At 64.4% G+C, this 13,704-nt stretch carries 10 protein-coding genes; 3 read left to right on the top strand and 7 right to left on the bottom strand.

All coding sequences use genetic code 11. The annotated features are described in order from the left end of the window. Positions 1 to 29: 29 nt before the first annotated feature. From ACFQGD_RS10990 to ACFQGD_RS10980, 3 genes are read right to left on the bottom strand one after another with little or no spacing between them, the layout of a single operon-like run. Entirely contained in the window at positions 30 to 3,116 is a 3,087-nt protein-coding gene (locus ACFQGD_RS10990) for a type I restriction endonuclease subunit R (RefSeq protein ID WP_345399467.1), read from the bottom strand. Positions 3,117 to 3,118: 2 nt separating this feature from the next. Then, positions 3,119 to 4,318 (bottom strand): restriction endonuclease subunit S, encoded by a 1,200-nt coding sequence (locus ACFQGD_RS10985; protein ID WP_345399464.1) that lies wholly within the window; start codon positions 4,316 to 4,318, stop codon positions 3,119 to 3,121. Next, a complete protein-coding gene (locus tag ACFQGD_RS10980) occupies positions 4,311 to 5,825 on the bottom strand; it encodes a type I restriction-modification system subunit M (protein WP_345399462.1) in 1,515 nt (504 codons plus the stop codon). The genes ACFQGD_RS10985 and ACFQGD_RS10980 overlap by 8 nt, the downstream gene beginning before the upstream one ends. A 676-nt stretch (positions 5,826 to 6,501) precedes the next feature. On the opposite strand from ACFQGD_RS10980, the gene ACFQGD_RS10975 reads away from it, so the two are divergent. Genes ACFQGD_RS10975 through ACFQGD_RS10965 form a run of 3 tightly spaced genes read left to right on the top strand, consistent with a single transcriptional unit; the run spans position 6,502 to position 9,001 of the window. Then, positions 6,502 to 6,723 carry a FitA-like ribbon-helix-helix domain-containing protein gene (locus ACFQGD_RS10975; protein ID WP_345399459.1) on the top strand — a complete coding sequence of 74 codons (222 nt, stop codon included), beginning with the start codon at positions 6,502 to 6,504 and terminating at the stop codon, positions 6,721 to 6,723. Next, positions 6,720 to 7,103 carry a type II toxin-antitoxin system VapC family toxin gene (locus ACFQGD_RS10970; RefSeq protein WP_345399456.1) on the top strand — a complete coding sequence of 128 codons (384 nt, stop codon included), beginning with the start codon at positions 6,720 to 6,722 and terminating at the stop codon, positions 7,101 to 7,103. Before ACFQGD_RS10975 ends, ACFQGD_RS10970 begins: the two co-directional genes overlap by 4 nt. Continuing rightward, positions 7,100 to 9,001, top strand: a complete 1,902-nt coding sequence (locus ACFQGD_RS10965) for an FUSC family protein (protein ID WP_345399453.1) — start codon at positions 7,100 to 7,102, stop codon at positions 8,999 to 9,001. The genes ACFQGD_RS10970 and ACFQGD_RS10965 overlap by 4 nt, the downstream gene beginning before the upstream one ends. 31 nt (positions 9,002 to 9,032) lie before the next feature. On the opposite strand, the gene ACFQGD_RS10960 is transcribed toward ACFQGD_RS10965, so the two are convergent. The 4 genes from ACFQGD_RS10960 to ACFQGD_RS10945 all read right to left on the bottom strand — a co-directional run bounded on the left by ACFQGD_RS10960 (position 9,033) and on the right by ACFQGD_RS10945 (position 13,655). Then, positions 9,033 to 9,743 (bottom strand): GntR family transcriptional regulator, encoded by a 711-nt coding sequence (locus tag ACFQGD_RS10960; protein ID WP_345399450.1) that lies wholly within the window; start codon positions 9,741 to 9,743, stop codon positions 9,033 to 9,035. A 13-nt stretch (positions 9,744 to 9,756) separates the two neighbouring features. Next, the gene (locus ACFQGD_RS10955; protein ID WP_345399447.1) at positions 9,757 to 11,532 is read right to left on the bottom strand and encodes a gamma-glutamyltransferase family protein; all 1,776 of its coding nucleotides are present in this window, start codon (positions 11,530 to 11,532) and stop codon (positions 9,757 to 9,759) included. A 103-nt stretch (positions 11,533 to 11,635) separates the two neighbouring features. Then, a complete protein-coding gene (locus tag ACFQGD_RS10950; RefSeq protein ID WP_345399444.1) occupies positions 11,636 to 12,007 on the bottom strand; it encodes a hypothetical protein in 372 nt (123 codons plus the stop codon). 16 nt (positions 12,008 to 12,023) lie between these two features. Further along, the gene (locus tag ACFQGD_RS10945; protein WP_345399441.1) at positions 12,024 to 13,655 is read right to left on the bottom strand and encodes a hypothetical protein; all 1,632 of its coding nucleotides are present in this window, start codon (positions 13,653 to 13,655) and stop codon (positions 12,024 to 12,026) included. Between the last annotated feature and the right edge of the window lie 49 nt (positions 13,656 to 13,704).

The following is a 13,704-nucleotide window of genomic DNA, read 5'->3' as shown; positions in this document are numbered from 1 at the left end:
CTATTGGAAGCACACAACCTCGGAGAGGATCAGTAATTTTCTCGCACGTACTCGTAGGTCCTGTTGAACAGCTCGCCCTTCACGGGCAGGCCGAAGTCCTTCAGTGTGCCGCGGAGTTCTTTACGCACGCGCTTGTCTCCGGTGTCGCTCTCGGTCCAGCCGGAGTAGGCGACCTCGACCACGATGGCATCGATCCGGTCCACAACCTCGGGGACGATCTGGTGCAACCCGGGAGGGGTGTTCTGCTCGACGATCTGAGTGAGTGCCCCACGTTTGGGGTCAGCGAGACGTTCGACCTCTTCGAGGTTCCCGTCTTCGGCGGCCCGGTCGGCTGCGACGACGTCTTGGGCGATCTTTAGCGCCTGCTCCAAGAATGCGAGGGAGTCTTCGACATTTGTGATGGACTTCTCGCGTAGCTTCTCGATCCGCTCGGCCAGCGACCTGTAGACGGGACTGTCTGACTCCGCGAGGCGTCGTTTCAAGCGAGCCTCGATACTGTCGAGAACCTCCTGATAGATGTCGCCGGGCTGATTCTCCGGTGATTCGTTCTCGGGGATCTTTAGTTGCTCGGCGATCCTCTTGACCAGTTCGAGCCCGGCGGCGTCCAGAGTTACATTCTTAGCAGCGCTCCCTCGGACCCGAACATTGTCCATGTGGCCGTGGATCAACGCGGTTGTCTTGGCACCGAGTCGTTCCCAGAGGAAAGCTTTCGAGACGTCTTTCGGGCGAATGGACTCGTACACCTTGGCAAGCCAGAGATGCTGGTTCCTAAACGGACTCAACATCGGATGCGGATCGAGGAACTCCCACACCGTCTGCAAGGCGACGAACGTTTCGATGAACTCGGTCCGCTGCGGAGTGCCTTCTTTGATTCGTTCATGTGCCTCGGCGAGCGCCTCGAACGAAGAGTCGCTGGTATCGATGCCGTCGAACAACGCCATCAGGCGGGTGAGATCCTGAACGAACTTGCCGGCCAACTGAGAGGCGTCGGTGACGTTGAGTTCTCGCTCCTCGGCGCTCTTGGCCTCCGGGCCGCGGATCGCCTCGCCGATAGCCTTGGCCAGGCCGATGTAATCCACGACCCGGCCATATGCCTTCCGTTGCCCAGTGATCGGGTTCTTCCAGGGCCGGTTCGGACGAGTGATCGTCTGAAACAGGTTCGCACCCTTGGCGGGCTTGTCGAGATACAAGACGCCTTCGATAGGAGCATTGAAGCCGGTCATCCACTTGGCGGTGACGACGACGAACGACAGCGGATCCTCCACTTTCTTGAACCGCCGTTTCAACGCTTCTTCCTGTTCTGGTGTCAGGAGGTACTGCTTGCGCTCCTTCGGGGTGTCCTTCGAATCGGCTACGTGCATGACAATCGCAACCTCACGAGGGTGACCGTCCGGCATGCACGCGCCACGACGGTCTAGCTCGGCCTCGATAGCCTTTGCGTAAGCCACAACAAGTTGCTGGTTGAAGGCGACCACCTGGGCCTTTTGTCCGAGCGGGGCAACATAGGTGAGGTAGTGGTCGACAATGTCGGCGCATACCGCAGCAATTCGTTCCGGGTTCGACAGGATCGTCTCGATGTGCGAGGCCTTCCCCGACAAGTAGACTTTCTCGTCTTCGTCTAGCTCTTCTTCGGCGGCCAGCTGATCGAAGGCTTCGTCCAAGTCGTCCTTGTCCAGGTCGAACCCGACCGATCGGCCTTCCACAATCACGGGCTTGGTAAAGCCGTCTGCGATGGACTGTTCCGGGGTGTAACGGGACATGACGAAGTCCGGGTCGTCCGGGTCGCCAAACAGGCGGAACGTCGACCGGTCCTTATCTTCGATAGCCGTGCCGGTCGCGCCGAAGAACTTCGCGTTCGGGATCGCCTCTCGCCACGCCCGCCCCAACTTTCCTTCCTGGGACCGGTGAGCCTCGTCAACCAGCGCAATGATGTTCGACCGGTCATTGAGGTGACCGGCTTCGGCAAACTTGTGCACCGTCGTGATGACGATCCCGGGCTCGTTCTTGCGTAACATCATGCGTAACATCCGTCGCAGATTGGCCTTCGACTCCGCGACCGTCATACGTGGCATCCCGGCCGTCTCGAACATCTCGGCCGTCTGTCGCACAAGATCGGTACGATCAGCGATCACCACGACCGTCGGCGGAGCACCGTAGAAGTCCACGATCTTCGGGTCGCGCAGAAGCCGGGCCGCTGCGAAAGCCATGAGTTCGGTCTTACCCGAGCCCTGATGATGCCAGATAAGGCCACCTGGACGGTCGGCGAGAACCTTGTCGTGGATGGCGAGAGCCGCCTCGAACTGCGGGTAGCGCGGCAGGAACTTCACATCCGTTTCCGAGGCGTCCCGCGCGTGCCGAAACATCGCCAGGTCCTTCAGCATTGGTAGGATTGTCTGCGGCGTCAGCAACAGCCGGGCTGCCCGCTCAACGCGCGCAAGCCCGGTGAGCTTCATGGGCGCGTCCTCGGAGGAACCCCACGGGGACCAGAACTCCGAGTCCGGGTCCGGGAAAGTCCGGACTGGAGCCATCCGGAACTCGAGGCCCTCGGTCGCCACCACAAACAGATTCGGGGCGAAGAACTGCGGGTACTCCTCTTCATAAATGTCGTGGAGGTCCCTCGCAGCGTTGACCCACGACACCTGATGCTTAACGGGTGTCTTCGTCTCGGCAACGACCAATGGGAACCCATTGACGTAATAGACGACATCAAAACGTCGCTGCTCCGCAGCACCCGTAATCGTCACCTCGTCGGCGACCGTGAACCGATTGCTAAACGGATCTTTGAAATCGATGAACCTGCGGGGAACATGCTGGCCATCAACCGTTACGAACGAATGGTCGCCACGTAGCATCACGGTTAGCAACTCGTTAGCCGCCACGAGCCCATTCTGGGCATCCAGGATGGCCTGCTCCACTTCGTGCAGCACCATATCGGCCGACTCCGGGTCGTCGGCCAGATCCGGGTTCAACGCCAGAAGGGATTCCCGAGCCCACGACTCGATCACCACATCGTGTGTGTCCCGCGGCAGGTCAACGCCTCGGACGTGTTCCCAACCGGCTTCCTCAGCCCACTCGACCAGGGATCTTTGGATGGTGCTCGCCTCGGTAAAGCCCACGGTCAGGACACCGCATCCAGAAAAGCGTCGTACGACTCGGGAATCTCGATCTCTTGGCTGAGCAGGCCGGTCAGTAAAGCCGAGCGGTAGGTGCGGAAACGTGCGAGCTCAGCTTCAAGGTCATCCACGGCGGCCTCCAGCGCACGGAGCTCAGCGACGGCCATCTGCTGGGCCGCAAGGTCAGGCAGGAAGACGGTGGTCTCCATTAGTCGTTTGCGATTGAGTGTGCGGTTCCGGCCCGCACCACCCGGTGAGCAGTTGCCCAGTAGGGCCACGCCATCTGTGGTTGTGAAATAGTAACGAAAGAAATCGATCTCGCCGTCGTCAATGCGTCGGTATGTCGGGAATCGGTGCGAGCCGCAGTAGCCTTCAAGTCCATCAGGCATCAATGCAACGGCCCCTTCCCAGGCGAAGACGATGTTGATGACGAGATCGCCGGGCTCGACCCAGAATACTTTTTTGGATCCGAGTTCCTCCCCGGTTACAGGTTCCTTGGTGAAGATGCCGCGACCGTGTGAACGAACACCAATCTGCCGGTACGATACTGTTGGGTCGACCACGATCGGGCGCTTGATCTCAGCTAGGACGCTGCCAAGCCGACAGGGGGTTCCTTCCCTAGTGAAGTCGCCGTACACCTCGTCCTTACGGCGAGCAAAGGTCACGCGCAACTTGTCGACCTCATCGGAAAGGGCGACCAGATGCCCGTCTACAGCCGCCATCAAATTGGCGATGCGCCGCTGTTCGGAAATCGGCGGAAGAAGAACCGGGATGGCGGCAAGCGTCTTCGCGGAAAGCTCGGTTTGATTCGTGCTGCCAGATTGGAAGGATTCGAGATCAGCTTGACGGGCCGACAAGTTCAATGCCACAAATTCTGGAGTTGCCTTATCCTGGTCAACCCTGACGATCGCCACGTGGCTATCGACGGTGACCGGCTCATTGATTCGTGGGGCAAGGCTAGCTCGTCCAAGTGTCCCACGCCCAGTCGAGTTGACGAGCACATCCGAATCGGTCAAGAGTGCCCAATCATTGACTGGACGTTTATCCGCGTCAGTCCTCCGGGCAAACGACAGGTCCACGCGATTTTCAGCGCGCACGCACTTCTGGTTAAGAACGAGGAGCCCGTTGTCCGCATATAGTGGCGCCTTCCCCCGCTTGACCACGAGCGAAATATCTCGCAGAGTTGTTTCGCGCCACTCACTCACCGGGAACTCCGAACACGCTCAAGTCGATTCCCGCAGCCGCGAGTCGGTCAAACATAACGGTCTCAGTCTCCAGTCGCTTCTGCCTCGCGTCGGCGTATGCCACGAGAGCCGTGCCCAGATCCGCGGTTTCCTCGGCGGCGACCTTGATGTACCGGCTTATATTGAGGTCGAAGCTGTTGTCCTTGATCTCGTCAAACGAAACCAACCGGACGTTCGCATTGCTTTCGTTATCGGAGGCTTCACCAGTCATGTAGGCGTGGATGAGAACCTTGATGTCATCGCCGGTCATCCGGTTTCGGTTCTTATCTTTCACGAACCTGGCTGAGCCGTCGACAAACAGGACACTGTCTTTCCGATCTCCGGATTTCTGATCCCGAAAGACGAGGATGCAAGCCGGGATACTCGTCGAGTAGAAGAGGTTCGGAGGTAGCCCGACGACCGCCTCAAGGAGGTCCTTCTCGATGAGACACTGCCGGATCCGAGCCTCGGCTCCACCCCGGAACAGGACACCGTGCGGCATGACGACTCCGACACGTCCGCTACTCGGCCTCATCGACGAGATCATGTGCTGGATGAAGGCATAGTCGCCGGTCCTTGCTGGGGGCACACCGCAAAAGGCACGTGGATCGGCTGGCCATCGGTCGGCTCCCCAGTCAGCCAGCGAAAAGGGCGGATTGGCGATCACCGCATCGAAGGTTCGAACGGCACCCTTGGCATCCTTGAAGGCAGGGCTGCGGAGCGTGTCTCCACGCTTGATGTCGAAGTCCTCGATCTCGTGCAGAAAGAGGTTCATCCTCGCGATCGAGGCGGTCGTCAGGTTGACCTCCTGGCCGTACACGCGCAAGGTCCGATGGTCCTTGCCCGCGTCTCGAACCTGGTTAATCGTCGCCACCAGCATGCCGCCCGAGCCGCAGGTGGGGTCGTAGACGGACTCGCCCGGTTCGGGCTCAAGGATGCCGACCAGCAGGGTGACAACTTCGCGCGGCGTGAAGAACTCACCTGCCTTCTTGCCGGACTCGTCAGCGAAGTTTTTCAGCAGGTACTCGTACCCGGCGCCAAGCAGGTCGTGCGAGACCGTGGACGGGTCGAGCCGGACCTCGTCGAACGCCTTGATGAGGCTGAGCAGGGAACGTTCAGGCAGCCGATCCTTGTTACCCCACGCGGCGTCACCGAAGATGCCGGCCAGGTGCTTTGGGTTGGCCTTCTCGATTCGCTGGAACGTCTTGCCGATCTCAGCACCGAGGTTGGTGACCTTCGTGGTGACCTCGCTCCAGAGTGTCCCCTCGGGCATGTCGAAGCGGTGGTAGTCCGCCTCGATCTCGTCATCGAGATCGTCTCCGTAGTCGTCGAGTGCCGTGTCATGTTCATACACCCACGTGTCGCTGATCCACTTCCAGAACAGCATCGGAAAGACGTAGGTCTTGAAGTCGGCGGGGTCAACCGGCCCACGAAGCGCGTTCGCCGCTGCCCAGAGACGGGACTCGAGTTCTTGCTGGGTGATCGTCACAGGTTGCCGTACTCTTCCTTGGTCGCTGGTCGCCCTATTCTGCCGGATCACTGGGCCTGGGTGGCTACCTCCAGGCCGGTGTCGCGCGATGGATCCGAAGTCCCTGGTACGGGCGATGTCCAGTACCGGATAGCCAGGCAGGGAAGGACCACGTGAGCGGGGATAGGGCGTCACCGTTGGCCCGGGAGGCGGGATGTTGTCAGTTACCTCGCACGTTGCGGCCACGAGCGGACCAAGCGAATCGATCGACAACCCCTGGTACTCGAGCTCCTAGCCGCAGTCCACACCGCTGAGGACCGCCTTAGCACAACAGCGAGCATCTGCTCAGCATCTTCGTGCTCCCCATCCACAGCCTGTCAGGGGCCGCAACCCGTTCCGGCATCGCCACCCCGCCCTAGCCAGCCCGGCCATCACCCAGAGTCACCTTTGCGGTTTCGGCGGGCGGGTTGGCGGTATCCGTCGCGCCGAACCTTCGCGTGAGGGGCCTTCACTGAGACCGGCAAGCCGCTGACCAGCAGGTTTAGGTTCGTATACTGGCTTGTTGGGTGCGCTTTCGCGAATAATCTTCATGTTAGCTCCGGTCAGTGAACGCACTGCCGGAGCTTTTTCGTTGTGACCGACGGCCAAATCCCATTCATGCTAGCATCTTGCTAGCACGCTGCTATCATATTGCGACATGAGAACCCTCTATCTGCGGAACGTGCCGGACGACGTCGTCGCCCGGCTGGAACGGCTTGCTGCTCGTGATGGCACGTCGGTCAGCGCGGTAGCGATCCGCGAACTGGCGGATGTGTCGCGCCGAGCGGACAACGCCGAACTGCTGGGGGCACTCCCCGACTTCGACATCGACACGGCGACCATCGTCGACGATCTGGACGCGGAGCGAGCCGATCGGTGATCGTCGTCGACGCATCAGCGGCACTGTCCGCGCTGCTTCGCGCGGGTGAGGCACGCCGAACACTCGCCGCGGAACAAGTGCACGTCCCGCACCTCATCGACTCCGAAGTGGCCAGTGGCCTACGTCGGCGGGTCGCCGCGGAACAGCTTCCCGCCGACGCCGCGTGGACCGCATTGCGCGTGTGGCAACGGCTCGGGGTGACGCGCTACGCGGCTTTCAGCCTGTTGCATCGGGTGTGGGAGCTTGGCGACAACATCTCGGCTTACGACGCCTCCTATGTGGCGCTCGCCGAATTCCTCGGCTGCCCGCTGGTCACCGCGGACGCCCGGCTCGCCAGGGCGCCCGGGCCGCGGTGCGTATTCACTGTGGTACCAAGTTGATTGGCGAGCGACCCGAGCCGTCACCTCGCCCGCTGAGCGAGGTCGCCGCACCGCATTGGCTGGCCCATCTACTCAGCACGACCAAGGTCCCGGTGCATTGGGGGCAGTTGGTGCGCGCCGCGGCGGCGTTGTCCGTCCCGATCGCCATCGGCACCGCCACTGGTCATACCGGAGTAGGCATCGAGGCCGCGCTCGGTGCGCTCTGCGGGACGTTCGTCGCTCGTCGTGGGCCGTACCGGTTCCGGCTGCGGCACATGGGTTGGGGGACGCTAGCGGGCGCCACGGGCTTCCTTACCGGTGGGGTCGCGGCCGGCAACGGCTGGGTGACCAGCGCCGTGATCGTCGCACTCGCCGTCGTCTCGGCGGTGATCTCCACAGTGGGAGCCACCGCATCCGCCGCTGGCCTACAGTTGCTGATCTTCGCCATCCTAGGCGCGGGCCAGCCACTGACCAGCGGACCGTATCTCGCCACCGGGTGGTTCCTCGCCGGCGCCGCATGGGCGGTCTTGCTCGCCATCGCGGCCTGGCCAGTGCGAGCCACCGCGCCGGAACGGGCCGCCGTCGCCGCGGTGTACGAGCAGATGGTCGCGATGCTCACCGCGCGGCAATGGCGGGAAGCCGCCCTGGCACGGCAACGGCTCACCGCCGCGCTCAACGACGCCTACGACGCCCTGCTCACCGCACGATCCCGGCTCGAAGGCCGCGACGAGACGTATCGCAGACTGTTCACACTCCTGTCCAACACCACGCCCGTGATCGAAGCCGCCGTGGCCGCGGTGAAAACCCGGCATCGGACACCACGCCACGAGATTGACATCCTCCGCGCCATCGCCGATGCGATCCGCGCCGATCGCCCGCTGCCCGATCCCAGCCCCACGCCGGAGACGGCCCTCGGACGCGCCATGCACGATCTGCGCCGCGACACCGACACGGACGCCCACACGACGCCGCACACCCGCCGCTCGTACCGCGACCGACTGACCACCTGGCTGGACGACGCGCTCGGCGGACCAGCGACCTGGACCCACGCCGCACGGCTCGCGGCCTGCATCGCCCTCGCGGAGATCGCCAGCAGGCAACTAGATCTGGAGCGCTCCTACTGGGTAGCACTGACCGTGGCGCTGGTGTTGAAGCCGGACTTCGGATCGGTGTTCGCACGCGCCGTCCTCCGGGCGGGCGGCACCGTGATCGGAGTTCTGCTCGGCGCCATCGTCCTGCTCGTCGAACCACGCGATTGGGCGCTGCCGCTCGCCGTCGCGGTCCTGGCCGCACCGCTGCCCCTCGCCAAGGAACGCAACTACGGCCTCTTCGCCATCTCGATGACCCCACTAGTCATCGTGCTCGTCGACCTCACGCAGGCGGGCAGCGCGACATTGCTGAGCGCACGGCTCGTCGACACCGCGGTCGGCTGCGCCATCGTGCTGGTGTTCGGCTACCTGTGCTGGCCGGGCAGCAGACGTCCCCAACTCGGAACCCAGATGGCCGCCGCGACGGACACGCTGGCGCACTATGCCGCGCGCGCACTGGCCGCACACCCCGCGGGGCATTCCACGCTGCGACGCACCACTTACCGGACGTTGTCTGATCTCCGTGTGGCGGCACAGCGACTGATCCCCGAACCGTCGCGCGCTGGCCGTAACGCCGCCGCCTGGTGGCCCACGATCATCGGCCTGGAACGACTCACCGACGCCATCACGCGCGCGGCCGTCGACACGCCATCACCCGCGGCGGACGTCGATCAGGTCGTCACCGCGATTCGGGAGATCGCGGCCGCCATCCGCGCTGACCGTCCACCGGCCGACCAGCCACTGCCAGCCGCCGGCCCCCTCGCCGTGGTGGCCGCCGACATCACCGCCCTCTACGGCGCACTGCGCGGTCCCCTCGCTGCCCAGGAGTGACATCTCGAGGACTTGTGCCAACCCACCGACTTCAGCGCCGAGATTCGAAGTGTGCCGAGATCAGGTCGCGTGCGGTGTCCATGTGGGCGACAGCGAGCTCGCGGGCCTTCTCGCCGTCACGGCTCTCAATCGCCTCGGCGATGTTCGCGTGCTCATCGGCGTTCTGCGCGAGCAAGCGGGGATCCGACCGCAACGCCAGCCAGGTGATGTTGCGTGGCAACCTGTGGTGCAGCATCTCGGCGGACTTCTCAAGCTGGGCGTTGCCGGCGGCGTCGAAGATCGTCGCGTGGAAGCCGCTGTTGGCCCGCTGCCACAACGCTCCGGCTCCGTCCTCGCCCCGGCGGACCATCTCGACTACCTGCCGGAAGGCGTCGACCGCGGACCGTAGATCGACCATCCGCGGTTCGGTAATGCGCGTCGCGGCACGAAAGGCCGCGTGTCCTTCCAGAACCCCGCGTACCTCTGTGACCTCGATGATGTCCAGCAGCGAGGGATAGCGCACCCGAAATCCTCGGTTGGCGATGCGCTCCACGACGCCCATCGCCTCGAGTTTGTTGAGCGCGAGACTCACCGGCGTCCGGCTGACGCCGTACTCCTTCGCCACTTTCTCCTGCCGGATCCAGGTGCCGACCTCGAACTCGTTGTCGGCGATCCGCTCACTCAACGACGTAGTCAAGTACTCGACGACGTACGAGCGCTGGGGTCCGCTGCGCGCGGGCGTCACGTTCTCGGCGCCTTCCATCGACGACCTTCCGTTATCGACCGGTCGCATACCCTTGGCGGCCGCGCGGATTCGCCGCCGCGAACAGCTCATTCGTCGCCGCATCACGGGCAACGGCGGACAGCCGGCCGAGCGACCACGCACCGGAGAGCGTGATGCGGTGGCCACGGTCCCGGAGCTCGTTGACCACTTCCGCCGGCAACCGGTCCTCCAGCACGAGGCCTCCCGGCGTCCACTGGCGCGGCCAGAAGGAACTCGGCAGGTGCGTCGTGTGGAACGTCGGGGCGTCAATGGCGTCCTGCATCGCGTTTCCCTGGATGTATCTGCGCAGCAGGTACGGCAGCTGCCACTGGTCCTGCTGATCGCCACCTGGCGTGCCGACGGCCTCGATCGTGACGCCGTCGCGGCTGATCAACGTCGGCGACAACGTGGTACGCGGCCGCTCGCCCGGCCGCAGCGCAGAGGGAGCGGTGGGGTCGAGCCACATCATCTGTAGGCGGGTTCCCAGGCAGAACCCGAGCTCGGGAATGGTCGGGGACGACTGCAGCCAGCCCCCAGATGGCGTGGCGCTGACGAAATTGCCGTGCCGATCGACGACGGCGAGATGGCACGTGTCCCCTCGGGTCTCCCCCGACGCCCGCACGGTCGGCTCGCCGACGCCAACCGCGTGCGGGTCCACATCGGTTCGTAGCGGCGGCACGTAGGGCTCGCCGCCGTCGGGCGCGCCAGGCCGCCACTCCATCGACGCCTCCGGTCCGATTATCCGTGCCCGCGACGCGATGTAGTCGGGATCGAGCAGCCGCTCGATCGGAACGCTGCCGCGCCATCCGTAGTAGGCCTCGCGGTCGGCGAACGCGAGCTTCATCGCCTCGGTGATCGTGTGGATGCCCCGCGCGGTGGCGGGATCGACGTCGTCGTCGGGGAAATGACTCAGGATCGCCAGCGTCTGCAGTAGGACGGGTCCCGAGGACCAGATGTCGGCCTTGTGCACGGTGATATCGCGGAAACGCAGGTTCACGGCACGTTCGTACGACGGCTGGAAGGCACGCAGATCCGACTCGCGGATGACGCCTGCGTGCTCGATGCCGTCCGAATGCTCGTGCGGCATCCGCACGAACTCGTCGATCGCCCGAGCGACGAAACCACCCTGCCACTCCTCGATGGCACGCGTGATCCGTTCCTCGCGTGAGCCGCCAGCCGATCCAGCCCGCGCGAGGCGCTCAAGCGTCCGCGCGTAGACAGGATTGACGACGCGATCGCCAGGCTCTGGTGGACGTCCGGACGGAAGCCACGTCGCTCGCGACGTCGGCCAGCTCCGGGTGAACAGTTCCGTCACGGTCTCCAGAGCGGAACACAGGCTCGGCGCGGCGGGCACGCCCGCGTCGGCGTAGTCGATCGCGTACTGGAGTACGTCCGGCAACTCCCAGGTGCCGTGATCCCGTAACAACCCGAACAGGGCCACGACGGACCCTGGCACCGCCGCGGCCAACGCACCCGCGCCCGGCACCGCGTCCAAGCCTTCCACACGCATGTGTTCCACGGTCGCTCCGGCGGGCGCCGGGCCCTGCCCACCGACCACCGTCGGACCACCGTTCGCCGGGGAGATGAGCGCCACCATGTCCCCGCCAGGACCGTTGAGGTGCGGTTCAGCCACGTGCAGGACGAATGCGCCCGCGACCGCCGCGTCGAAGGCGTTCCCGCCCCGCTCCAGCACGCTCTGCGCACTCGCGGTCGCCAGCCAGTGGGTCGACGCGACCATCCCGAAGTGGCCTCGTAGCGTCGGCTTCGCTGGCACGTCCCACGTCGACATGGCCGGCATTATCGCATGCAATTCGCTAGGATTGCATGCGATTTCGCACCACTCAGCGGCATATCGCCACAGCCAACACCGGAAGCGCGATCAGCGCCTCGCCTTAGCCGAACGCGTCCCTGACCGCGGTGACCAGCGCGTCTACCGCCGTCACCAATGGCGTCACCGGCCGGACGAACGCGGCGAGCCCGCCAAGCAGGCGTTCGAGCCTGCTCCGGTCCGGCTCCGGACGTGCCAGTTCCTCACGCACGCGACCGTGCGCCAGTTCCGCCGCGAGCGCATCGGTCTCGGAGAGCTCCGCGCGGTGCCGTGCCAGCAACGTTCCCACCTGGTCGAGCAGCGCTTCGACGTCTGGACCCGATGACACGGTGTTGTCGCGGCTGACAGCGTGCGCATTCGGACCGACGGCCTGATTGCCGACGTGACTGCTGCCCCCGGATTGCTGAATGCCGTAGTTCGTCGCTTCTCCGTGCATGATCTGGCTCCTGGATCTAGTTTGGCCGCCCCGCGTCGGGCTGGGTTCCCGTCGCCGCCACGGACGACTGTGTGGCGTTCGCACCGGCGCCAACCGCCTGGTTGCCGATCGAGCTGATCCCACCGGTCTGGATGACGCCCTGGTTGAGGATCGTCATCTGACGGTTGCGGAACTCGGTCGTGTCGACGTCGTGCTCGTCGAGGAAGTCGAGCACCGCGGACAGCGCGTGCCGCTCGACGAGCTTGAGGTGCTTGGCGGCATCGGTGGTCTGGAAGTAGTCGTGATACTCCGTGTCCATCGCCAGCTCGCGCACACAGCCGCGGGCACCGTAGTCGTAGCCGAGGTCCTGAGCGGCAAGCGCACGGGCGCGGGCACGCTCCCGCTCCCAGCGTCGCGACAGCAGCTCCCGCACGATACTGACCGGAGCGCGCGCCAACGTCCCAACCAGTCCGGTCGCCGCCCCGGCGAGCACCTGTCCCATCTGATCGGCACTGAATGTCTCGGTCAGCCGGTCGACGTCGTGATACGGCTTGCGCAGCGGACCGAGCACGGCTTGGTCGCACCGCACATGCAACAGCTTGCCCTCGGTGGAGAAGTGCAGGAACGTCGTCGCTACCACCTCCGCGCCCCAGGACGGCACCCGCACGCAGAGGTGATGGCGAGCAGGACCGCTCGGGTCAGCCGCGATTCGCTCCACATCGGACTCGCTCAGCTCCTGAGTGGGCATGCGGTCACGTTCCGGCAGCACCTTCGGGTACCGCGTGAGCGCATCGCCACGCAGGAACACTCGATCGGTCACGGTCAGGCCGGACAGCTGATCCGGATCGGCGCCGAGTGTGTCGAGCCGTCGCCGCACGAAGTTGATCAGCGCCAACACGTCCAGCGGCACCAAGTCCGAGCCGTTACTCGAGGAACGGTCCTCCTTGCGGCGCGTCGGCAGCGCGAACGACCAGTGCGACACGACAGGGCCGTAGCCCACGAACGGCGAGAAGCCGTGGTAGATCGTCGTGTTCCCGCCGGACGACCGCTCGACGTCGTTCAGCCGGTCGGCCGCCCATGCCCGCGACGCGGGTAACGCGGGCGCATCCGACGCGTCGAACCCGGCTCGGGAGAGTGTTCGCACCAGAATCTGACGGGTCTTCATCTCGTCCGCCACCACGACGCCGTAAGCCGCGAGAATGGCCAACACCGACAACCACGGCATCCCGACCGGCCAGCTCGGCGGTGCCGCACTGCTCTCCGTGGTGTCCAGTACGGACACGAGCTGAGCTGTCACGAGCAGTAGCACGGCGATGGATGCCAACGCCAGGACGACATCGCGGATCCTGCCGAACTGGGCGGTCGCACTCAGCCAGCCACCGAGCGGAAGCAGCAAAACCAACGCCAGGATCAGCCACAGCGGCGACAGAACGAACGCGAGCAGGAGCAAGCCCAACAGCAGCCAGTCCCGCCGGAACCGCTGGCTCTGCGCGTCAAGACAATGCCGCAGCACCGGACTCAGGGAGAACCCCACCGACGGCGCCACCGCATGCAAGTCGTTGCCAAGCAAGGCGGACACGACCTTGTCGCTGAACTTCTCGTCCGTCCGCGCCGCCGCGCACAGGTAGCGCGTAACGTCGTCATTCGAGAAGAAGGAATCGTCTGACATCGATGTCCTCACCATGTCGATTCGCCCTGTGCGCGACTAGAGCGTGTCT

Origin of the sequence: Haloechinothrix salitolerans (genome assembly GCF_042662605.1) — a bacterium.
GTDB lineage: Bacteria > Actinomycetota > Actinomycetes > Mycobacteriales > Pseudonocardiaceae > Haloechinothrix_A > Haloechinothrix_A salitolerans.
This window is presented reverse-complemented; position numbering and strand designations above follow the sequence as displayed.

Bases quoted from the DNA above. Each gene is read 5' to 3' on its own strand.
- ACFQGD_RS10975 (WP_345399459.1), top strand. From the start codon at position 6,502: ATGAGAACCCTCTATCTGCGGAACGTGCCGGACGACGTCGTCGCCCGG.
- ACFQGD_RS10960 (WP_345399450.1), bottom strand. From the start codon at position 9,743: ATGGAAGGCGCCGAGAACGTGACGCCCGCGCGCAGCGGACCCCAGCGC.
- ACFQGD_RS10955 (WP_345399447.1), bottom strand. From the start codon at position 11,532: ATGTCGACGTGGGACGTGCCAGCGAAGCCGACGCTACGAGGCCACTTC.
- ACFQGD_RS10950 (WP_345399444.1), bottom strand. From the start codon at position 12,007: ATGCACGGAGAAGCGACGAACTACGGCATTCAGCAATCCGGGGGCAGC.
- ACFQGD_RS10945 (WP_345399441.1), bottom strand. From the start codon at position 13,655: ATGTCAGACGATTCCTTCTTCTCGAATGACGACGTTACGCGCTACCTG.